The sequence below is a fragment of the Leptospira fainei serovar Hurstbridge str. BUT 6 genome (assembly GCF_000306235.2).
Classification (GTDB): domain Bacteria; phylum Spirochaetota; class Leptospiria; order Leptospirales; family Leptospiraceae; genus Leptospira_B; species Leptospira_B fainei.
This window is the reverse complement of record NZ_AKWZ02000010.1, coordinates 1-21,368: the sequence shown is the minus strand read 5'-3', so window position 1 is coordinate 21,368 and position 21,368 is coordinate 1. Positions and strand designations below refer to the sequence as shown.

Annotated in this window: 21 protein-coding genes; 10 read left to right on the top strand and 11 right to left on the bottom strand. The window is 44.2% G+C overall.

Translation table 11 applies throughout. The features are described from left to right. Positions 1–35 precede the first annotated feature (35 nt). Entirely contained in the window at positions 36–824 is a 789-nt protein-coding gene (locus LEP1GSC058_RS09155) for a hypothetical protein (protein WP_016549707.1), read from the top strand. On the opposite strand, the gene LEP1GSC058_RS20580 is transcribed toward LEP1GSC058_RS09155, so the two are convergent. Both LEP1GSC058_RS20580 and LEP1GSC058_RS09150 read right to left on the bottom strand, forming a co-directional pair. Continuing rightward, positions 821–955 (bottom strand): hypothetical protein, encoded by a 135-nt coding sequence (locus LEP1GSC058_RS20580; protein WP_016550464.1) that lies wholly within the window; start codon positions 953–955, stop codon positions 821–823. The two genes, LEP1GSC058_RS09155 and LEP1GSC058_RS20580, sit on opposite strands and share 4 nt — an antisense overlap. A gap of 84 nt (positions 956–1,039) precedes the next feature. Continuing rightward, positions 1,040–1,267, bottom strand: coding sequence for a DUF1858 domain-containing protein (locus LEP1GSC058_RS09150; RefSeq protein ID WP_010413863.1), 228 nt, complete (start codon positions 1,265–1,267; stop codon positions 1,040–1,042). A gap of 67 nt (positions 1,268–1,334) precedes the next feature. On the opposite strand from LEP1GSC058_RS09150, the gene LEP1GSC058_RS09145 reads away from it, so the two are divergent. Further along, positions 1,335–1,742 (top strand): 6-carboxytetrahydropterin synthase, encoded by a 408-nt coding sequence (locus LEP1GSC058_RS09145; RefSeq protein WP_016549395.1) that lies wholly within the window; start codon positions 1,335–1,337, stop codon positions 1,740–1,742. A gap of 6 nt (positions 1,743–1,748) precedes the next feature. Here LEP1GSC058_RS09145 and LEP1GSC058_RS09140 read toward each other — a convergent pair whose 3' ends face one another. Continuing rightward, positions 1,749–2,180 carry a hypothetical protein gene (locus LEP1GSC058_RS09140; protein WP_232224662.1) on the bottom strand — a complete coding sequence of 144 codons (432 nt, stop codon included), beginning with the start codon at positions 2,178–2,180 and terminating at the stop codon, positions 1,749–1,751. A gap of 82 nt (positions 2,181–2,262) precedes the next feature. On the opposite strand from LEP1GSC058_RS09140, the gene LEP1GSC058_RS09135 reads away from it, so the two are divergent. The 3 genes from LEP1GSC058_RS09135 to LEP1GSC058_RS09125 all read left to right on the top strand — a co-directional run bounded on the left by LEP1GSC058_RS09135 (position 2,263) and on the right by LEP1GSC058_RS09125 (position 6,178). Further along, positions 2,263–4,227 carry an acetoacetate--CoA ligase gene (locus LEP1GSC058_RS09135; protein WP_016549547.1) on the top strand — a complete coding sequence of 655 codons (1,965 nt, stop codon included), beginning with the start codon at positions 2,263–2,265 and terminating at the stop codon, positions 4,225–4,227. A gap of 141 nt (positions 4,228–4,368) precedes the next feature. Then, on the top strand, positions 4,369–5,247 hold the full coding sequence (locus tag LEP1GSC058_RS09130; protein WP_039948519.1) for a substrate-binding periplasmic protein: 879 nt from the start codon (positions 4,369–4,371) through the stop codon (positions 5,245–5,247). Positions 5,248–5,320: 73 nt separating this feature from the next. Continuing rightward, complete coding sequence (locus LEP1GSC058_RS09125) at positions 5,321–6,178, top strand: MBL fold metallo-hydrolase (protein ID WP_016550403.1); 858 nt, start codon at positions 5,321–5,323, stop codon at positions 6,176–6,178. Positions 6,179–6,185: 7 nt separating this feature from the next. Here the strand turns inward: LEP1GSC058_RS09125 and LEP1GSC058_RS09120 are convergent, their stop codons facing one another. The 3 genes from LEP1GSC058_RS09120 to bcp all read right to left on the bottom strand — a co-directional run bounded on the left by LEP1GSC058_RS09120 (position 6,186) and on the right by bcp (position 8,961). After that, positions 6,186–6,806 (bottom strand): lytic transglycosylase domain-containing protein, encoded by a 621-nt coding sequence (locus tag LEP1GSC058_RS09120; RefSeq protein ID WP_016550398.1) that lies wholly within the window; start codon positions 6,804–6,806, stop codon positions 6,186–6,188. Between the two features lie 191 nt (positions 6,807–6,997). Next, positions 6,998–8,485 carry a leucyl aminopeptidase family protein gene (locus tag LEP1GSC058_RS09115; protein ID WP_016549683.1) on the bottom strand — a complete coding sequence of 496 codons (1,488 nt, stop codon included), beginning with the start codon at positions 8,483–8,485 and terminating at the stop codon, positions 6,998–7,000. Beyond that, positions 8,482–8,961 carry a thioredoxin-dependent thiol peroxidase gene (bcp, locus tag LEP1GSC058_RS09110; RefSeq protein ID WP_016549794.1) on the bottom strand — a complete coding sequence of 160 codons (480 nt, stop codon included), beginning with the start codon at positions 8,959–8,961 and terminating at the stop codon, positions 8,482–8,484. Before bcp ends, LEP1GSC058_RS09115 begins: the two co-directional genes overlap by 4 nt. 141 nt (positions 8,962–9,102) lie before the next feature. Here bcp and LEP1GSC058_RS09105 point away from each other — a divergent pair, with 141 nt between their 5' ends. Then, on the top strand, positions 9,103–9,477 hold the full coding sequence (locus tag LEP1GSC058_RS09105) for a hypothetical protein (RefSeq protein ID WP_039948254.1): 375 nt from the start codon (positions 9,103–9,105) through the stop codon (positions 9,475–9,477). A gap of 51 nt (positions 9,478–9,528) precedes the next feature. On the opposite strand, the gene LEP1GSC058_RS09100 is transcribed toward LEP1GSC058_RS09105, so the two are convergent. Both LEP1GSC058_RS09100 and LEP1GSC058_RS09095 read right to left on the bottom strand, forming a co-directional pair. Then, the gene (locus tag LEP1GSC058_RS09100) at positions 9,529–11,478 is read right to left on the bottom strand and encodes a S8 family serine peptidase (protein ID WP_016549770.1); all 1,950 of its coding nucleotides are present in this window, start codon (positions 11,476–11,478) and stop codon (positions 9,529–9,531) included. A 26-nt stretch (positions 11,479–11,504) separates the two neighbouring features. Beyond that, positions 11,505–11,942, bottom strand: coding sequence for a hypothetical protein (locus tag LEP1GSC058_RS09095; protein WP_016549622.1), 438 nt, complete (start codon positions 11,940–11,942; stop codon positions 11,505–11,507). A 525-nt stretch (positions 11,943–12,467) separates the two neighbouring features. On the opposite strand from LEP1GSC058_RS09095, the gene LEP1GSC058_RS09090 reads away from it, so the two are divergent. Continuing rightward, on the top strand, positions 12,468–13,547 hold the full coding sequence (locus tag LEP1GSC058_RS09090) for a glycosyl hydrolase family 18 protein (protein ID WP_408605699.1): 1,080 nt from the start codon (positions 12,468–12,470) through the stop codon (positions 13,545–13,547). A gap of 18 nt (positions 13,548–13,565) precedes the next feature. On the opposite strand, the gene LEP1GSC058_RS09085 is transcribed toward LEP1GSC058_RS09090, so the two are convergent. Continuing rightward, the gene (locus LEP1GSC058_RS09085; RefSeq protein WP_016550616.1) at positions 13,566–14,741 is read right to left on the bottom strand and encodes an acyl-CoA dehydrogenase family protein; all 1,176 of its coding nucleotides are present in this window, start codon (positions 14,739–14,741) and stop codon (positions 13,566–13,568) included. 280 nt (positions 14,742–15,021) lie between these two features. Here LEP1GSC058_RS09085 and LEP1GSC058_RS09080 point away from each other — a divergent pair, with 280 nt between their 5' ends. The 3 genes from LEP1GSC058_RS09080 (at position 15,022) to LEP1GSC058_RS09070 (ending at position 18,656) form a co-directional block, all read left to right on the top strand. Beyond that, on the top strand, positions 15,022–16,161 hold the full coding sequence (locus tag LEP1GSC058_RS09080; protein ID WP_016550011.1) for a helix-turn-helix domain-containing protein: 1,140 nt from the start codon (positions 15,022–15,024) through the stop codon (positions 16,159–16,161). A gap of 113 nt (positions 16,162–16,274) precedes the next feature. Then, positions 16,275–17,339 carry a fatty acid desaturase gene (locus LEP1GSC058_RS09075; protein ID WP_016550851.1) on the top strand — a complete coding sequence of 355 codons (1,065 nt, stop codon included), beginning with the start codon at positions 16,275–16,277 and terminating at the stop codon, positions 17,337–17,339. A gap of 69 nt (positions 17,340–17,408) precedes the next feature. After that, positions 17,409–18,656 carry a condensation domain-containing protein gene (locus LEP1GSC058_RS09070; RefSeq protein ID WP_232224660.1) on the top strand — a complete coding sequence of 416 codons (1,248 nt, stop codon included), beginning with the start codon at positions 17,409–17,411 and terminating at the stop codon, positions 18,654–18,656. 26 nt (positions 18,657–18,682) lie between these two features. On the opposite strand, the gene LEP1GSC058_RS09065 is transcribed toward LEP1GSC058_RS09070, so the two are convergent. Next, complete coding sequence (locus LEP1GSC058_RS09065) at positions 18,683–19,096, bottom strand: hypothetical protein (RefSeq protein WP_016550744.1); 414 nt, start codon at positions 19,094–19,096, stop codon at positions 18,683–18,685. Positions 19,097–19,102: 6 nt separating this feature from the next. Continuing rightward, on the bottom strand, positions 19,103–20,563 hold the full coding sequence (locus LEP1GSC058_RS09060; protein ID WP_051133787.1) for an APC family permease: 1,461 nt from the start codon (positions 20,561–20,563) through the stop codon (positions 19,103–19,105). Positions 20,564–21,368: the final 805 nt, after the last annotated feature.

The window sequence follows — 21,368 nt, the reverse complement described above, 5'->3', positions numbered from 1 at the left end:
TTCTTAGAGATGGGCCGATAATAATAGGACTACCCATGGAACGAGTTAAGGATTCCCGATTTCTTTTCGATTTAAAACGCAGATTTCGCTACATACTAGAGGAAGTTGAAAAGAGCACTTTCGATAGAAATACGGAAGTACGCGAACTGGAAACTTTATGGGAAGAAATGTTCGACGTCGCCAGCAGGAACGATACTCCTTATTTTCGAGCGAGATTGGCTAACTTAAAACGCCAGCTGGACGGTTTTGTGAAGAACAAAGCCTATGAAAAGCGCGAGTTCGACATTATTTACCGACAGTTAGAAAAAATCAGGAAAGACGATACCGTAGAATTTTTAGACGATTCTATGAGAACGAAATTGGATCGTATCGTTAGAAGCTCCGGTTCGTTGGAACCTCAATTTGCACCCTCGTTCGGAATTGAAGGAATGACTTTTTCAGGCATCCCCCTATTTCTAACCTTCCGTTGCGGGACCATTAACTTTATCGTTAAAAGCGGTCCCAAAAAAATTTTTCGAAACGTTGATAGAAGCAAGGACAGGGTCCTGTATGAAGGGAAAAAATATCCCGTCTTTCCCAGTCGGTCAATCTACTTTACTTGGGAAGGGGAAAGGCATTGGGAGAACGAACCGGGAAACCTATTAATGATTCGTAATGCAAAAGGAATTCGCTTTTTTCGTTATGATACTTTGGGTGATACGTTTCGCATTCCCGAGGATACGTTTAGACGTCGTTTAAAAACGGCGGACGGTTGGACTCGGGAAATTACGAAATATTTTCGAAAAGCCGGGACAAGATACTACTACATTGCCGAGCAAGATTAATTTAGGTTCAATGTTTGCGGAATGACCGTTCCGCCTTTTGGGCCGAAGGCCCCCACCCAGGTTCGGGTGGTGGAGGAGGGCTTAGTGGGAGAAGCCGCGCCTTCTATATCATAAAGCCCATTTTCTTTCAATCGATTTTCCGAACAGGATTCGGTGGGACCTCCAACAAGGAGATCGGGAAAAAAATTAGTTGAGATAAGAAATGCGCGGAGAAGTTATTCTTCTCCGTCTTCCATTAGATTGTTTAGGCTTTCGATGAGTACTTCAACTTCTACTCCGTAGCCCATGCAAACTTGCTCGATCGTCTCCAGTTCATTGATGGAACAATGAGAACAACCGCCTAAGTGATAGCTGGAAAAAACGAGGCCGGCTTCCGGATGTAAAGCAATCGCTTCACCCACCGTCATTTCCTTATAAAATCTTGGCTTGACCGCTTCCGACATGTGGAAAATCTCCTATTAGTACGGGTTTCCTTCCAGTATATAGACTCCCGGACCGTTAGTCAATTCCATGTTTTTTCGAGAAGCAGGCAAATTCTATATCCGGATTGAGGAACGCTTCGAATCCTCGCATTTTCTTTATAAATATTTCCCAGACGGTTCCGATGAGCCGATTCACGGCCATTCCTTTAAAGTTGAAGTTTATTTGTCCGGAAAAAAAAATATAGGGGAAGACGGGATTAGTTTCGATTTTCTCACCTCGAAAAAGAGGCTCAGGGCACTAGTCGCAGAATTGGACCATATTCTGATTAACGAGCATAGTGATTTTAAGAAAACCAACCCCACATCGGAAAATCTGGCTCGTTGGTTTTATAGCGGTCTCAAAGAAAGCGTGCACGGGGCGGAAGGAAAAGTGGAAAGAATCGTGATCCACGAAGGTCCCGAGAATCTGGCTTTTTTTGAACCCGCGCAAGGTTGACATTTTTTATATTTTTCCGTGCAGAATTAAAAAGGCAAGATGCGCCACCGCAAATGCCAGAGTAAAATAAAAACCTACTCTAAGCGGTTTAGGTAGCTGCTTCAGTCCGCATATAAGGGAATGGAATGCTAAAAAACTGAGGGCAATAAAATTCGTCCATAGAACGGCTTTCACTGGTGCCGGTTCCGGGCCGAATAAAAGTAGCAGAGTCGTCGGGAGTAGACCTAAGAAACTCATAAACCCGCCGGTCGCAATCCAAATCATTAAAATTAACCGAGATTGTCTTTCATCGGGATGTTGGAAAACCGAAATCGCTCCTCCGACGATCAATTGATGTAGGAAACCGTGTCCGGCGTACAGAATGCTTGCGCATAAAAATAAAAGAGTCGGAAGGTCAAATTGGGTCAGAATATTGAACAAGGAAATTCTCCACGCCACATAGTTAAGTTATTCACTCTACTTACTCAACCAAATTCCTGTTGACCAAAGCGGGATTTTTCTCAAGCATTACGTGCCGAATATGAACGAACCGATTTGGAACCCAAATACCGAACAGATTGCTAATTCTCGAATGACGGACTTTCAACGGTTTGTCGAAAAAAAAACGGGTAAATCATTCCCTAGCTATCCGGAATTGCATTCCTGGTCCGTAACTTCCTCTGCGGATTTCTGGGAACTCCTCTGGCAGTATGCTCCCGTTATCCATTCCTACCCTTACGAGGAAATTCTGCGGAAAGGTAAAACGTTTCGGGAAGCTAGATTTTTCCCCGGCGCAAAGTTGAACTTTGCGGAAAATTTATTACGCAGAAAAGACGAAAAACTCGCAATTACTTATGCTGGAGAAAGCGGAGCCGCAGAAGATCTTACGTTTTCCGAACTTTGGCAACGGGTTGGAGCCTTATCCGAGTATTTTAGATCGATAGGTATTTTGCCCGGGGATAGAATTGCCGGTTTGATGCCCAATGTTCCCGATACTGTCGTCGCGATGCTTTCCGCCACTGCGGTGGGTGCGGTATGGTCTTCCTGTTCTCCCGATTTCGGCGCGAAGGGCGTCCTGGATAGATTCGGGCAGATTCGGCCGAAAGTCTTGATTACGACGGATCGTTACGAGTTTAAGGGAAAGAGTCTTCCATTAGCAACCATCGTTAAGGAAATATCGGAACAACTTTCAGATCTAAGAGTTATCTTAGTTTCGAGTTACCCTTCCGTTCAGAATACGAATCCGAGCGAACGATTGGATAACTTCCCCTCGAATGCCATGTCCCTCAATGATGCGTCGAATGCGTTCCTTGGAAAAAGTCCTCGATTCGAACAACTTTCTTTCGATCATCCCGTTTATATAATGTATTCTTCCGGAACGACCGGACTTCCGAAATGCATGGTCCAAGGAACGGGTGTATTTCTCAATCACTGGAAAGAACTTGCCTTGCACACTAATCTGAACGAGGAAGATCGGATTTTCTATTATACGACCTGTGGATGGATGATGTGGAATTGGCTCGTTAGCTCTCTATCCATCGGTGCGACAGTTCAGCTTTTTGACGGAAATCCTTTTTACCCCGATCATAACGTCTTATTTAAATACGCATCCGAAAAGAAGACCAACGTTTTCGGAGTCGGCGCCAAATATATTTTAAGCCTGGAAAAGGATAAATTTCTACCGACTCAAAATTTATCGCACTTAAATGCGATTCTCTCCACCGGTTCTCCCCTACCGGGATACGGTTTTAGATACGTATACGAATCCTGGAAAAAAGACGTTAGACTTTCCTCAATCTCGGGGGGAACGGATTTGAACGGTTGCTTCGCATTAGGAAATCCTAATTTACCTGTGTATGAAGGAGAACTTCAATGTTTGGGACTCGGGATGTCGGTTCAAATTTTTGACGATGCGGGAAACAGAATGAGCAAAGGCAAAGGAGAATTGGTTTGCACTCAACCCTTTCCTTCCATGCCGCTGGAATTTTGGGCCGATTCCGACGGGGAAAAATATAGGAGTGCATATTTCGACGTTTTTCCCGAAATCTGGCGACATGGCGATTTTGCGGAAATTACCGAGCACGGAGGAATGATCGTCTACGGTCGATCGGACGCTACCTTAAATCCGGGAGGAGTCAGGATCGGCACCGCCGATTTATATACCTTGCTCGAAACGATTCCTGAAATAGCCGATTCGGTCGTAATTGGACAAGATTGGAAAGACGACGTCCGGGTTGTCCTTTTTTTAAAGATGAGCGCGGGTAAGAGTCTGACTTCCGAATTCGAAAATTTTATCCGGAAGGAGATCAAGAATAAAGTCTCTCCTCGGCATGTCCCGGCAAAAATACTAGAGGTACCGGACATACCGTACACTCGAAATATGAAAAAGGTCGAAATCGCGGTTAAGCGTGCTGTTCAACGGCAACCGATTCCGAATAAGGATGCCCTTTTCAATCCGGAATGCCTAGAATTCTTTTCGCAAATACCGGAGTTGCAAAGGGATTAATCGAAATGGAAATCGGATTTTCCGCGGAACCTTTCGGATATTCGCAAGAGCTTGCGGAGAATATCCGAAATCCGTAATTATTCAGAACGAAATTTTTCCGTTGCGGAACTGTTCGGGTTCGATTATATTTTTGCGGTAGGTATGTTTTTTCCCGTTACTCTTACTGTTCGGTTTTTGAGATTTTTTGTTTTTTTGTCCGGATTGTATTTTTTCCTTTCCGGGCCCTTAATGATGGCGCAAAGCGATTCCGCTTTTTCCCGGCTCCAGGATATCCAGCGGAGAGGAGAAATTAAGATAACCGGAAATCGCAATTTCGCCCCTTTTTACATCGACAATCCGAAAGACGGCTTTCCCGGGTTCGACGCGGAGCTTGGAAAAAAATACGCGGATTTTCTTGGCGTTAAATATATTTTTGTTCCTAAACCGGAATTCGAGGACTTCGCGGAAGCGGTTCAAAAGGGAGAAGTCGATTTGGCTCTCTCGGGATTAACGACAACACTCGAGCGATCTAAAAAGATAAAATTCAGTAGACCTTATTTAATTTCAACGCCGGCAGCGCTTATCCGAAAGTCGGCTTTGCCTCCTCCTCCGGAAGGAAATATCATCACGACTCAGTATTTTCGAAGCGTAAAAGACCTTGGGGATTTGAGCGGCATAAGCTTTGCCGTGCGGGCTTTTTCCGGAAGCCATGAATATCTTTTGCATGCCTTTCCGAATTCAAGAATTTTTACTTATGGAAGTATAGACGACGCTTGGAAGGCGGTGAAAGAAGGAACGGCAAATTGCCTTGTGGCGGAAGCGTACCATATTAAAGGAATTCTTCAATTGCAGCCTTCGTTGGCTTCCAATTATCGTCCGTTACTAGAAGCCGTACAGGAAGATCATATCTCGGCGCTACTTCCTAAAATTGATCTCATCTATTTGCGCAATTTCGATTTTTTTCTTTCTGAAATGACTCGAACGGGAGAATTAAAATTATTGGAAGATAAATACTTTAATTCGAACGATTGGGTTAAGTAAGACCCGTAAATTTCGAATCCGTCTTCTATTCTCCTAATGGTAACCCTTTCAAAAGGAATGCAGTCTAAATTATATGGCGACCGTCTCTAAAAGAAGAAGCGAGAATGTTTCCGGGAATTTCTATGTGGATTCTTCCTGCATTGATTGCGAAACGTGCAGAATTTTGGCGCCCGAAGTTTTTTCGGAGTCTGGCGGCGCTTCGTATGTTCAGAAACAGCCATCGAACGAAAGTGAATCCTTGGAAGCGTTGCGGGCTTTACTTTCTTGTCCGACTACATCTATCGGAACGCAGGAGCGAACGGATCTCCAAGAAGCTAAGCAATCTTTTCCGTCATTGATTCAAGAAAATGTGTTTCACTGCGGCTATCATTCTCGAGCGTCTTTCGGCGCCTTTTCGTACTTAATCGTTAGAGAGACAGGAAATGTCTTAATCGACTCCCCTCGATTCGTTCCTTCGTTGGCGGAAAAGATACATTCGTTGGGAGGAGTGCGATACCATTATCTTACCCACAGAGACGATGTGGCCGATCATGAGAAATTTAAGGAAGAATTTCATTGCGATCGAATTATTCACGAAGAGGATGCAGTCGCGGTCGGTCAACCTGAGATAATCGTTAAAGGAAAAGAGAGTTTTCGTTTGGATGATGACCTTCTGATCATTCCCACGCCCGGCCATACCAGAGGGCATTCCGTCCTTCTATATTCGGACAAATATCTATTTACGGGGGATCACCTTGCATTCGATCCCGGGCGGGAACGATTAATCGCGTTTCGAAACGCTTGTTGGTATTCCTGGTCAGAACAGAAAAAATCCATGCAATCGTTGATCGACATCGAATTCGAATGGGTTTTACCCGGACACGGGTATCCGTTCCATGCCTCGAAGGAACGAACACATGAGTTGCTCTTAAAATGCATTGAATGGATGTGAAACTCTTCTAATTCCGAAATCCTAAGTATTCTTCCTGAATGGAAAATACGTCTTCCGCATATTGACGCACTCCTCCCCATTTTTTTACCGCTGCCGGGCCGGCATTATAAGCTAATAACGCCTTACGAACATCGCCTTCTTGGGTTTCTAATAAATGATTCAGATAGGAAACCCCTAAACGGATATTAATTTCGGTCTCGAAGAGGTGAAAGTCGCGCACCTTCAAACCTTCCAAGGAACCGATCCAAGCTCCGGTGGAAGGGAGAACCTGCATATAACCGCGGGCATTTTTTTTGGATCTGGCTTTTCTAGAGAATTCGGATTCAACTTGAATAAGTCCTAGTAGCAGACCTACTTTTTCGCCCTCAGAACAATAAGTCCCGCAGGCGGTATCGTCGATCTTTGCCGCCTCGAGTAGTATCGTTTTGGTCAATAATTCCAGCTCGGATGGGGATATTGAGGGTCTACGCTCTTGAATGAACTGTTTTACGGAATCTGTTTCGGTCCGACTTTTGTTTAAAATCCAATTTTCAGTTAGGGATCCCGCAATCGGCGCTACCAAGGATTGGTAGAGCAGGGGAAGGAGCGTAATAAAGAAGTGTCGTTTTCGAATCTTAGGCTGGTTCATAGTAGTCCCAACCTCCTTTTGATTGTGCGGTGCACTATCTTTGGCCATTCTTTTTGCGGTGCACTATGGGTCGAGCTAAATTCCCATAGTTAGTACTCGAGTCGGTTTTCCAATTATGTCACATACGGAGAGAATGCACGACGGAATAAACGCCGTAATTGGTATTTATGATCAATTACGGCAGGTCGGTACTATTTGCTTTTCTCTAATTTTTCTGCAAGATCGACTAAAAGGCGGACGCCGTAACCGCTCGGCCCATTTCCAATTTGGGTGCCGGAGGATTTTTTTCTCCATGCAGTTCCTGCGATATCTATATGGGCCCACTCGATACCTGAATCGACAAATCGTTCCAAGTATTTTCCTGCGGAAAGACTTCCCCCGGGACGCCCTGCGACATTCCGTAAATCAGCTATATCGCTTTTTAAATCTTCTCCGTATTCGTCCCAAAGAGGAAGATTCCAGGTTCGCTCATCCGAAGAAGTAGATGCTTCGTTTAAGAGTTCCGTGAGTTTTTCAGAATTGCTCATAACTCCGGCGGCCTCGTGTCCGAGAGAGATAATGATCGCCCCGGTTAAAGTTGCCAAATCTACCATATAGTCCGGTTTGAATTTTTTCCCTATGTAGGAAAGGACATCCCCGAGTACCAAACGTCCTTCCGCATCGGTATTCTGAACCTCGACTGTTAGACCGTTATGCGCAGTGTAAACGTCTCCCGGTTTCAAAGCGGCGGCGTCCGGCATGTTTTCAGCGACTCCGATCGCTGCGATTACTGGTATACCGATTCCTAATTCCGCAATCGCTCCGATAGCATGAATCACCGCGGCCGCTCCGCACATATCGTATTTCATTTCATGCATGTCCTGCGCGGGTTTGATGCTGATTCCTCCCGAATCGAACGTGAGGCCCTTTCCGATCAAAGCCAATTTCTTCTTGGTTTTGGGCTTTACCGGATGGTATTCCAGAATAATCATTTTCGGTTTCTTATCCGATCCTTGCGAGACGGCGAGAATTCCCCCCATCTTTTCCTTCTTTAGCTGGGGCTCGTCGAATACGGTAATCTTTAATCCGTTCTCTTTAGCAATATCCCGAGACCGAACTACGAATTCTTCCGGAGTAAAATGATTTGCGGGTAAATGGGCAATAAAGCGACTTCCGTTAACGTACTTGCTAACTGCTTTCGATTTCTCTAAACCTTGTGAAGCGGCTTTCTCGACATTCGAGTCCTCGGGCAAAAATGTGACCGAACCGAATTTCAGTTTTTTTTCCTTGAAGTCTTTCGTTAATACGTTTAACGGAAAGGCGCCCAAATCGATTGAATTGGCGATTTGATAGGCCAGTAAAACGGGAGACAAATTTTTCGTAAGAAATCTAGGAAGCTTGATCTCCAATCCGACTCCGTCCCATTTTCTGAGTTTCTCCCCGAAGGAAAAAAACAATTGAGCAACGCTTCGAACGCTTATCTTTGCTGAATCTCCCAAACCGAGATAAATGATTCTGTCGGACTCATCGACCAGTGATTGGCCGGCTTCCCCGGTAAAAATGGAGGATTTGACCTGCTCGGAGAATTTCGCTTCGAGTTCCTTCGGCAGGTGATCTTTCGATACCGGAATGATTTTATATATGTTTTTCGAAGTATTCTTTCCAATTGCAAAATGAATTTTGGATTTTTCTAATTTCATTTCTTCTCCAGAGCCTTGATATCGGCGAGTATCTCATCCACATGGCCTTTTACACTGACCTTTGGGTAAATTTTCAATATTTTAAGATCGGGCCCGATCAGCAAAGTCGTTCTTATGATACCCATAAACTCTCTGCCCATAAATTTCTTCAGCTGCCAGACCCCGTATTTTTCGCAGATACTCCCGTCCTCGTCGGAGATCAAAGTAAAGTTGAGTTCTTGCTTTTCAATAAATTTCTGATGGGATTTAATCGAATCTTTCGAAACACCCACGACATTGAATCCTTCTTTTTTGAGGCGGGCAAAATTGTCCCGAAAATCGCAGGCTTCAGTAGTGCAGCCGGGAGTTTGGTCTTTGGGATAAAAATATAGGACTAGTCCCTTTTTTCCTAATAGATTCTTTAATTCTATCTTTTCACCGGACTGGTTTATTCCCGTAAAACTAGGCGCCTTCGCGCCGACTTTCAATTCGCTCATTGGGTGGATTCTTCCTCAGGGAGGCTAATTTGCCGGAATTCCCCTTATAGACTTTAATCGTTCCTTCCAGGGTTCCTTTTCAGCAAGGAAAGCCGAGGAAAAATCGGTTGCGAATCTTTTTTTTTGGACGATATTACTGGTATGGATCCAAAGGAAAGGATGGAACTCATTCGGGTCGGTAATCAGGCCTTTAATGAAGGCGATATCCGCAAAGCGAGAGAGTGCTTTTTGAAGACAGAATACAAAGACGGGCTGATCCGCCTCGGTGATTACTTCATGTTTGAGAGAAAGCTGCCCATTCTCGCTTACGGCTATTATAAAAAGGCCGGATACCAAAAGAGAATCGACGAGATTTTTCAACGAATGCTCTGGGCCTTGTCCGAATGGATCGGTCCTGACAAATTTAAGGCTCCTCAATCTACATCAAAATCCCCGGACCCGGAGGACTTCACGGTTCATCCGATTCTACGCCAGACTGCGTTGGATATTCTGAAGAAACAAGGGATTTCGCTATAAGCTTAAGTGCGCGCGAAAATTTCGGACGCACCGTCCCATTCGTTGATTTTACTACTGCACCGTTGCCGTTATGCCGCTTGGAGCATTGATATACTTTAAAGATCCGTACGCGTTCGCAGCATTTCCAGTTTTCGTTTTCCCTTGCAGAGAACTATTCGTGACACCTCCATATAAAATCGCGTTCACCGTATCAGAATAAGTATAGTTCGGATTGTACGCTCTTACTAAGGCAGCGATGCCGGCGACATGCGGGGAAGCCATCGATGTTCCATTGATAATGCCGTAATGAGTCGTATCATTTCCTAGGACAGTCAAGCTATAATAGTCGACTCCGATCCCGGCTCCAACACCGATTACGCCGCTACCGGGGGAAGTAAAATTTAAACCGACCGTGCAAGTTGTGGAATTGCAAATTGAAGAGAGATTATAGGTTGGACTTTTATAATCTATACCACCGATACCGACCTTTGATATTACTAAGGAGGTCGGAAACGAGCCGCTGTTCGTTCCGGCGTAAACATTGAAATTATCCGTATTTAGGAGCCCTTCGTAATAATCGATGGCAAGGGTTGCCGCGGCCACCGTGAACGGAATAGAGAATGTTTTGTAAATATTATTTCCGGAAGAAGCTTGTCGATAGTATGAGGCCGACGACCAGAAATCACACGCGTTGACCGTGTCGATCGAGGATGTAAACATTAGTAAGTTCGTAAATGTTTTTCCTCCTATCGTACAGTTCTTCACTCTCCAATCGGTTCCGGTGATCGTCCAAGTAGAGAAGTCTTGGCTCGGAGTCGATTGAGAAAAAACGCTCATATTTCCCGGCCAAGTGCTCATGATATTCGTTCCGGGAGCGCCGACCGCCACGGTTGAGCCGGAAGCGGACGTATTAAAATCGGAAAAATTCGATATGCTAAAGTTTTGGTCTAAGGCCGCAACGCAAACTAGATTCGATAGATTGAAATCGCAGGGGTAACTTGCGTTGGAACCGCTCGCATGATCCAAGCCTGAATTTCCGGCTGCGACAACCACCACTACATCATGGTTCAGTGCATTTTGAATCGCAGTATAAAAACTGGAGCTGTATCCAGGGCCTCCGAGACTCATGTTGATCACTTTCGCTCCGTTATTTACGGCGAAATTAATTCCCTTAATGATATTAGTCGTACTACCTGAACCGGTTTCATCCATAACGCGTACGGCCATCAGTTTACTCGTCTGACAAACACCGGTCGTACCTATGCCGTTATTTCCCTGCGCTCCGATGGTACCGGCGACATGAGTTCCGTGTCCGGTATAATCCATGGGATCATTCGCGGTTCGAGTTCCCGCATAATTCCAGCCATGATTCGGACAGGAGCCTCCCGTCGTAGTAGTCCCGCCATTTTCATCGAAGCAGGTTCCACTCGGGCTCCACATTTCATTCGTTAAATCCTGGTGATTATAGTTGATTCCGGAATCGACGACTGCAACGATCGCGGAACTGCAATCGGTCTGTAGAGTCCAAGCTGACTCGGCGCTGATATCCTTTCCTGATGTTCCCGGATTTGCTGTCGGATTTCCGTTCGTATCCGTATAGAACTCGGGATTTACCGTGCTGCCTGCCGCGATAGTCTGACCGGTATTTTTTAATCCCCAGAGGTTTCCATACGAGGTATCATTCGGAGATTGGGTTCTGTAAATATAATTAGGTTCCGCAAATTCGACATTCGGGTCATTTGCATAGGTTTGAACGGCGCTCTCCACGGATTCTCCTGACTGTAGTTTGATATGCGTGACTTGAGAATGACCTAGATTCGATAAAAGCTTTCCGCCTTTTTGAAAGACTAACGAGCTAATAGAGGTTCCCGTTTTAAATTTAACGATAATTTCCCCCGGAACATACTCGGGTTTTTTGGCGAATCCTCCAAACAGATTTTGGATAGGCTTTTGTCCCGAAAAAATAATTCCTAGAATGAGAAGTATTAGAATCCTTAATATGGTACGACTTTTAATTATCATTGGTAACGCCTTTATATTCGAAAAAATTAATTCACTACGGTTAGCCTGGGAATTGCAGCGGGAACGCCGGACGGATTTAGAGTGGAGAACCCGAACACGTAGATGTAAACCGCGCTTCCTCCCGGGATGGACAGGGTAGCGCTGGTCGGAGCCGTCGATCCGCTTGCGTACGGAACAGTCTTGCAAACTGCGCTGGAAGCTTGGTAAGCCGGAGTGATTCCGTAGCAGGCTTGGTAGCCACCGCCGATTGAATTTACGGATTTTTCCCGGTTTGCTTGCCAAGTAACCAGGACATTTCGTGGAGGACCGTTTCCGATATGGCTTGTCGAAGAGTTATTAGAGCCGCCAGCTAATAGGAAAATCAGGGGATTTAAACCTCCGCCTCCGCCGCCTGGGCAATTTATGAATAAAAGCAAAAGCAGTAAGAAGAGAATTTGCAGTACATTCTTAGTATTCAATTTCATTTTTAATATTCACCAATTCAAATTTTCTAATCGATTTTAAAATGCTCGAATTCTTAGCAATACTAGAGTATTTAAGCGTTTCGGTATGCGGCTTCTTATAGTTTTCTCGTGAAAATAAACCGCCCTATTTTCAACTCCGATCTATATAAAGTACTGCTTCCAAATTGCTAACAGATTTGCCTTATTTGAACATCCTATCTTCTATCCAAGGTTATATAGATTCTATCCTCATGGGTCGCTTAACGGACAGGGAAAAGAGAAAATTTTAGGCCTGCACGGAATCCCGCGTAGGGACGCCTTCGATTCTTATTGTCTCTCTGGAGATTTTGCGGAAATCTGGCATTTCGTTTGAAATCTCCTGGTAAAAACATTCGAATTATTTTCATCGGATCCTTGATTTTCGGACTCTTTCTTTTTTCATTTTTTGGAATCGTTCTTTGGAAAGATAAAAGGGATGCGGATAAGGCTAAGGAGATTGAAGCCAAGAGGGTATTTGCTTCGACTTGGTCTCAAGATTTTTGGGCCATGCTCAAATACATTCATTTGTATGATGAATTGCACCCTTTCCTTTACAGTTTGGAAGGCGGGCGGAGCAATACGGGAAGAATTCATTCCGTCTGGAAACCGCATGAAATTGCCGAGAGAGTCATGTGGTTTCGTCTCGTTTCTCCGAAAACGTTGATTATACCTACGATTTTTCGTTGGGAGAACGATTTTGAAAAAATCTCCGATGCGATCGGGTTGAACGGAAATCTCAAAGTAAGGGATTTTCATATTAAAAATATAATCAATGAAATCGAAACGTACGGCTACGACGGTATCGATATCGATTACGAAGGGATGACTTGCGAGAAGAAGGAGTCATTCGAAGAGTTTTTGATCGTGCTTAAGGGAGAATTACAGAAACGAAATAAACTACTTTCCGTTTCGATACACCCGAAGACGGTCTCGGAAAAGAAATCCGCATTTCCTTGCAAAGGCCTGCGTGCACCGATACAGGTCGATTTTTTTGAGGCGTATCGGGGCCAGCTTTCTCACGACTACGAATTCTTAGGAAGAATCGCGGATAAAGTGAAGATAATGGCGTATGAATTGCATCCTAGAAAGAATGGATTTCCGGGTCCTGGACCTCAAGCTCCGGATTGGTGGATAGAACGCATCCTTGAATATGCGGTGGCTCGAATTCCGGCGGACAAATTATATATGGCAATTCCCACATACGGGTATGATTGGCCGTTAAACTGCGATATTCCTTCCAAATCAGTATATTATTCCAGAGCGAAATTCATTCGAGATCATTGGAATCCCAGAATCGAACAACCGACGGACGTTTTGAAGATTTATCAAACTCAATCGAAAGCTTCCGATTGGATATTTCTTCGACCGTATCTTTACCGTCATGAAGGGCATATTTACACCGATCCGTCTTTATGGTACCGCTTAGGAGGCTGCGATCGCGTCGCTTTTTACATGAATCGGACCGCGTTCGAAGCGAAGATGAATATTTTAGAAAAATTTAAAATACGAGGCTTTTCTTTTTGGCAGTTGATAGAGGATAACGATCCGGAAATTAACGAATATTTGGAGGAGAAAATCGGAAAGTAAATCGGTCTTCTCCGCCTACTAAATGTCCTGTTTCATTAAGCTTCCGGAAATTATTAATTTTTGAATCTCGCTTGTTCCTCCCCCGATTTCACCTAAACGGACATCCCTATACAATCTGGAAACCCGGTATTCGTCCATAAACCCTGCGCCTCCGTGAACTTGGACGGCAAGGTTTGTGACTTCTCGAGCGGAAGTCGTCGCAAATAACTTGCAGGCGGCACATTTTCCGGACAAGGACATATTGCCTTTTCCTTCTCGTTCCGCAGCTTCGCTTTCCCAAGCCACATTATACGTTAACCATTTTGACGCTTCCAGTTTAGTATAGATTTCCGCCAACAAAAAGGATACACCTTGATGGTGCGAAATGGATTTCCCGAAACTTTTACGTGAAGATGCGAACGACTTGGAATCCGACAAACAGGCGCGCATGACTCCAAGCGAGTAGGCCGCCAAGGATAAGCGCTCCGTATTGAATGTCTGCATGGTTTGTCTGAAACCCTTTCCTAATTTTCCCAAAATATTTTCTTCGGGAATTTCCACATCTTCGAAGAAGAGAGCTCCGGTGGGAGAGGCTCGCAGTCCCATTTTATCCATCGCAAGAGAACGGCTTACCCCTTTACTATGCAGGTCCACGATGAAATGCGTAAGTCCTTTTTCTTTTCCCGACGAATCCAATGCCCTGGCTAGAACCAAGCAATAATCCGCATTAGGTGCATTAGTGATATATGTTTTTTGTCCGGTAAGAAGGTATCGATCGCTTCCGGATTGTTTTGCGACCGTTTTAATGGATGCGACGTCCGATCCCGAATCGGGTTCGGTGACGCCGAGAGATCCAATTTTCTTTGCGGAAATAATTTCCGGCAGAAATTTCTTTTTCTGTTCCTTGGTTCCGAAATGCTTGAGAGGCAGGCCGAATAATCCCCCTGTAGCCCCTACACTGAAAAATGTACTTCCGCAGTACTCGGAAACCACTTCCATCGCAAGTGTGCTCAGAAACAATCCTGCCCCTTGGCCTCCATATTCTTCCTCGTGCATTAAGCCCAGATAGCCCGCTTCCGCCAATTTCGTATAGTGGGTCCTTGGCAGCTCCTTTTTCTTATCTAATTCCTCCGCATAGGGCGCTATTTCCTTCCTGCAAAATGTCCGAAAAGAATCGATGAACTCTTGTTCATCATTTGTTAATGTGAAATCCATGTAGGCCCTCTCAGATCGAAACTACCCTTTAGATCTCATCGTTTCCTACAAGAAGAATTCGTTATTTCCGAATGTTGTTCGTCGACGTTTACGAGTGATCCGAAGGAATTTGATTCGGAAAATCGAGAAAAAAATATTGTAAGGGAATTGGCGTCCTTTCTTAGATTATTCTTCTTGATCATGATATCTTATGCTCGAATATGATTTTCGTAAAATGAAGTTCCATTTGCCGCTATTAGGATGGTTGACAGTTTGCACGACCGATGGATAAAGCTTGTGAATGCCGAACAATTTTTTTATGAGTGAAGATTTTATGGGCAGTCACTGGTCGTTCTGGGCCCTAGTTACATTCGCAATATTCGGCACTTATCTCGGACTTCTGCTTTGTATCGGTCAATCGGTCATTGAGAGGAAGACTGCGCTAAATAGATTATTGGCCTTACTATTTCTTTCCTTAGGGATTTTGGAAGGAACCGGTCTCTGCATGGTTTTGGGATACTTTAATGAAATCCCGAGAGTCGTCTTATTACATATTCCCGTACTAGGATCTCTCGGGCCGATTCTATACGGAATTCATAAGATTATTCAAGATTCCGAATTTGAAGATTCCGCACTCGGATTAGGCCAAAAACATTTTATTCTTCCGGGAATTATCTGGGCGGCTTACGGAATCGTTTTCTTTTTGAATCTCTCGGAATTACAAAACGGTTTTCAAAAATTCGTTTCGACTCGCAGTCTATTCGATCTGATATTTTACGTACCTTTAATCGTGCTTGCGGGTTACATTTTAGGACTTCTAAAGGGGGCGCAAATGCTGTTTAAGATCGCGGTCCTGCGCGAGGAATGGACGGCCAGGGTTCTTTTGTATATCGTTTTGGCTACGATCGCGAATCATTCGGTCGGAGCTTTTTATCTAATCGGCAAGAATCCCGTATTTCTTCTGGTCAGTGCGGATATGATGACATTAAGTCTTTGCATTTCTTATTTGATCGGTCGAAAGTATCCCGCCTATTTTCAGAATTTGCAAAAAGTCGCAAGGGAAACCATTCGAAAGTATTCCAGATCCCTTTTGCAGGGAATGGATATGGAAACGTTACGGGAAAATTTGCGGCTCGCGATGGAGACCGAAAAACTTTATCGAGACGAAGATTTGAGTTTAGCGACGCTTGCGGAAGAACTAGCTCTTTCTTCTCATCAATTATCGGAATTGATCAATCAGGAAATGGGTAAGAACTTTTCGGCCTTTGTGAACGAATATCGAATTCGGGAAGCCTGCGAACTTTTAAAAAAAGAAACGGACCGATCCATACTGGATATCGGCTATGAAGTGGGTTTTCGTAGCAAAACTTCCTTCCACCGGGCGTTTATCAAACAGGTGGGATTACCTCCGTCCGAATTTCGTGAAAAGAATTCGACTTAATCCGTTTCAGACTATCATTTGCAACGGTCGTTTTGGTGCCGGTTTATAGAATGGAACGACAAGCCCGCGAAACCTGTGCGATACTTAGGCCAGATGAAATTTGGGAGAAGGGTATGGTTTCAGTGGCGATAGAAAAAAAAAGTAAGATCGACGCATTGACCGATAAGGAGAAAGCAAAACGAATTATCAAATGGATTCGTTACTCCGATTCAAAGTTTAGAAAGCGATTTGCTTTTTTAAAATATCAGAATGCGATCGGTTTCGGTATAACGATCGGTTCCGCAGCAGGAATGATTTTCCTAGCGGGACTTTATATCGCAGGCTTAATTCCGTTTTGGGCCTGTATTATCGGAAACGGGATTCTTGCTTCGTTTTTACACGAGATGGAGCATGATCTCATACACAGCATTTATTTTAAAGAAAGTCCTAGAATGCAAAATTTTCTTTTTTGGTTGGTTTGGCTTTTTCGTGCAAACACGGTAAACCCATGGTTTAGAAAAGAAATCCACTTACTGCACCATAAACTTTCCGGAAATCCGGAAGATGTCGAAGAGAGATTCATCAGCAATGGAATGCCTTTCGGTTGGAAGCGTTTCCTGGTAATGGTCGATCCGATTATGGCAGTAGTCCTTCAAGGTCCCAAAATTCGGAAAGATGCGATTCATTATCTTAAAAAAATAAAATCATCGCCGATTAAAGGACCGTTTCGATCGATCTTTCTTTTGTTATGGTATTCGTTTCTCATATGGGGATCGTTTGCCGTGCTGAATTGGGTCATCGGTTCGCCGATTCAAGAAAAGGGTTGGGTTGCAACGGCTCATAATGTATTAAACACGGCGGCGGTTGTTTATCTGATTCCTTGCTGGTTAAGACAGACGGCTATTCAAATCGTTTCTTCTAACATGCACTATTATGGAGATGTAAAAGGGTTGTATCAGCAAACTCAGGTGCTGGATTCGTGGCTCGTTCTTCCTCTTCATTTATTTTGCTTTAATTTCGGCGCAACGCACGGAATTCATCACTTCGTGGTCAGCCAACCGTTTTATTTGAGACAAGCCGTAGCCCCGTCAGTCAGACCGATTTTAAAGAAATATGGAATTCGATTCAACGATTTTGAAAGCATGCTTAGAGCGAATCGATACGAAAAATCTACGGCCGGCGAACTTGAGCTGGCATAAATTCTCCGGTTCGTGTAAGATGCTCTCATGCATGGCATACCCGAATCGGAAAGAAATAAGACTGAATTTATGAGGTCTTTAGATCATGCGGAGGCCAATTTCTGGCTGTATGATCATGTTTCGTCCATGAACTTTGCTGTCATGGCGAGCGGTAGCGGCGACTTAAAGGCGGAGGATCTTCGCTATGGGTTGGATACCGTTCAATCGAGACATGGTTTAGCTCGCGTTGCAATCGAGAGAAAGTATGGAGCGGATCCCCATTTATGTTTTATCACGGACCCTAACGCAAAAATTCCTCTCGTTATCGAAGAACTCTCCCAGGATTGGAAGACAAAATTGGCGAAGGATTCGATTCGCCCGTTTTCGTTAGGAGAGGCCCCTTTGATTCGCGCCGTATTTTATCGATCGAACGATGGGAGCGATTGGGCCTTCGCCATCGTCTTTCATCATAGCATTGCGGACGGACGTTCGGGCATGTATTTTCTGCTGGATGTCTTCGAGGTTCTTTCGCTCGGAAGGAAAGAACATTCTTCTTCTCCTCAAATACTTCCTTCCTTAATGGATTTATATTCCGCGGAAGGTCGGGCAAACGAGGAAAAATTAAAGGAAAAACCGCTATCTCTGCCTCGCTTTTCAAGAAAAGACAACGAGTTGAATCCTGAAATTATTAGTTTCCAAATCGAGTCCGACGTGCTGCAGGAGTTGATTCGAAAGGGACGGGAAAAAGGAGTATCTTTACACGGAATACTTGGTGCGGCTCAAATTTCATCTTTCTATAATTTGTTCGGAGCCGGAACCGCGGGCGTATTGAATCTTTCTACGCCGGCCGATTTACGTCCTTATTTGAGCCAATCCATCGGGGATTCTTCCTTAGGCCTATATATTACGCTTTTGACGACACAATTAAAATTCGGAACTTCGTTTTGGTCTCTTGCTAAGCAAATTAAAGATGATTTAAAAAATCGTTTGAATCGAAGGGAAGGAAGAGCCTTCTACGAATTACTTCCTCCTCCCGAACAATTTTTACAAAGAGAAGACGGATTGCGCGTCTTTTCTTCTTTGATGACTAAGACACCGCAAACTAGCGTGTTGAGTAATGTCGGCGTTTTGCCTGACTATGAGATCCCGAATCTACGGATAGGCGAGATTTCCTTTACTGTCCATCCTTCTTTGACTCAGACTTTATTTACGACGGCGGCTACTTTTAGAGGAAGACTGGTGATTAACATAAACTTCGACTCGAATCGATGGGAAAAGAGCGAGATCCGTCAGTATGTTTCGAATTTTCAGAAAGTTTTGCTAAAGCAGGTTTCGTAAGGATAAGCATATTTATTGCCTGAACTTTATTTCGTTTCCCAGGGAAATTTAAAAAGAGTTCTGCGAAAAATCCTGCGACCGTATATCCATCCGACGCATAAGATAAACAACCCGATCCAGGCGGTAGCACTCATAAAAAGATTGGGAGCAGGGTCCGACAGCGACGGTACTTGAAGTAATAGGCCGGATAACATCAAAATCATATGTATCTCGGCGACTTTCGATCTTTCCTCGGAAAGGAATTTGCCTAAACCTCCTCCCGAAAGGAAGGCTGCAACTCCGGCGATAGCGCCGATTCTTCCCAATGTTACGGGGAGTAGAATAGGAATTTCAATATTTTTGAATAAAGGTAGAAACGCCTTTGTCGCAAAGAGTAAAACGGATGAGATTCCCAAAGCGGCGTGGATCTTAAGTTTGAGTTTGGGACCGATGCGGAGCAAGCGATTTTATACCGTATCGCCACTCGCAATAGGAACGGGTTCATTTTCGGGCAGGAGACTCGTAACCATTTCAGGAGACGGTAAGTCGGGATCGAAAGCGGGCATCGGCTGCGAGACAGAATGTTTGGTCGATTTAAAATAAAAATACATCGGAACGGACAGGAGAGTAAATCCGAATCCCCAAAGAGCTTCGGCCGGCTTGCTCCATATAAGCGTAATAATGATCGCGATATTCGATGCGATATACAGATAGGTGGAATATGGGTAGCCGGGAATTTTGAATTTGGTCTTGAAATTTCTTTTTTCGAATAAGATCGGCGTGTAGGCCGTGATCGTCGCCAATAGAAGCGTAGAGCAGGTGATCAAATAGAGTAAGGATTCGATTTCTTTGACTAACGAGAATAAGCAAGCATATCCGCATTGAAAGGCCAGCGACATATAAGGGCTCTTATATTTGGAATGCAATTTTGCCATGCTGGGAAAGAAATAACCGTCTCTCGCCATGGCAAAATAAATTCTCGATCCTCCGATGATATATGCCGAGATTCCTCCCATAAATACCCAGCAGATGAAGGCAGTCACGATTAAGGTGACCTCCTTCCCGAATAAAAAACCGGCAGCAGTAACTCCGATTTTTTCGTCGCCCGCCAAAAGACTGCTAGGCGCCGAGCTTAAATACAGAAAGTTAATCAAAACGTAAAGAAGCGTGACTAGGGTACAAGAGACTAAGACGGATTTATAAATATTCTTATCCGGATCCTTTACCTCCTCGGCTACGTAAGTGATCATGTTCCATCCTAAATAGGAAAAAGTCACCGGAATTACTCCTGCCAATAAATAACTCCAATCGTTTAATCCGGCAGGGAGGAGTGGGAAGGCTTGAAAGTATTCTAATTTATAATTTCCGACCGTCAGCCCCAATACGACAAAAGCGACTAAGCCTAAGATTTTAAACGTAGTGAAGAAATTCTGAATGCGGGATGCCATGCCGATTCCGAAGAAATTGACAATGGTAAAGAAGAATATCGCGGACATCCCCAGTAACTGAGCGCTTCCTATGGAGAAGGCTATCCCGAGAAATTTGGCTTCGAAGAAATACATATCCCAGCTAGGATCCATCAAGGAGAAGAAAGTTTTGGAAAATGCGATGGCGGATAAGGAAATAGAGGCTGAAAAATTAACGGAGAGGGAAAGCCAACCGCTCGAGAACGCCACGATGGGAGAATAAGCTTCCTTTAGATAAACGTAATCTCCTCCCGCGTAAGGGAAGATGCTTGCGGATTTGGCATAGCTCATCGCGCCGGCTACGGCTAATAACCCTCCCAAAATCCAACAAAGCAGTGCAAGGTTCGGGTTCGGTGTTTGGCTCAGAATATAGCCGGTCGTAATAAACACTCCAGGCCCGACCATAGAGCTAAACATCAATGATATGGAATCGTAAAGGTTAAGAGAGCGGCTGAGTTTCATCGGAATGGGTTTTGGTCAGAATGCTTGCTTTAGGTTGATCCACAAGAATTTTTCAAGAGGCAAAACCGTCGGGATCTGGATGAAGATGTTCGACTCGATCGATTTTACAAAATGAAACCTCTTCGTATTAGAAAGAGCGGACCTATCTAACTGCATTTGCAAAAGCGCGCTGAAAATTCGTCGTAAAATTAAAATTTGATGGATCGCCGTGCTATGCTCTTGAAGAGATTGTGGCGTGATTTCAGAGTATAGTAGATTATTATTATACTTTAAACCTATGTCTCGAATTCTCTTTTCCGCTTATAAACCCACGTTTAAAGTCTTATAATTATGTCTCATAAAAAGGGAGGACGACATAAAAATCAGTTGGTTCGAGCGAAAAATCTTATAAAAACGGTTTGACCGGTTAGGTGGATTTCGTATTTTGGTCTTCTCGGCCATGGCTAATAGCTTTGGCAAAACCGAAGGCCTTGGTGAAAACGGAAATTTCCTTTTTCACCAGAGTTTATAGGGAAGAGAACAGTTCTTTTACAACATCTATAACTGCGAATGAGAAATATAAAGCTGAGATTAGGCCAGTGAGTGAGTTCACCTGGTCGAATGATCTCGGATATCTAGTATTGAAAAGAAATTAGATTAGCTACTCTCATTCTACAATAATATCGAAAGATGCAGCCCTTTTACTGGCGCCCGGAAAAACTTCTGGGGGTTAGAGGGCTTGGCGGATTACAGTTCGCATCTCGTTGCAGGGATGCGGGTTTCGTAATATGGTCAAGTAAGAAAGGGCATACGGGGGATGCCCGGG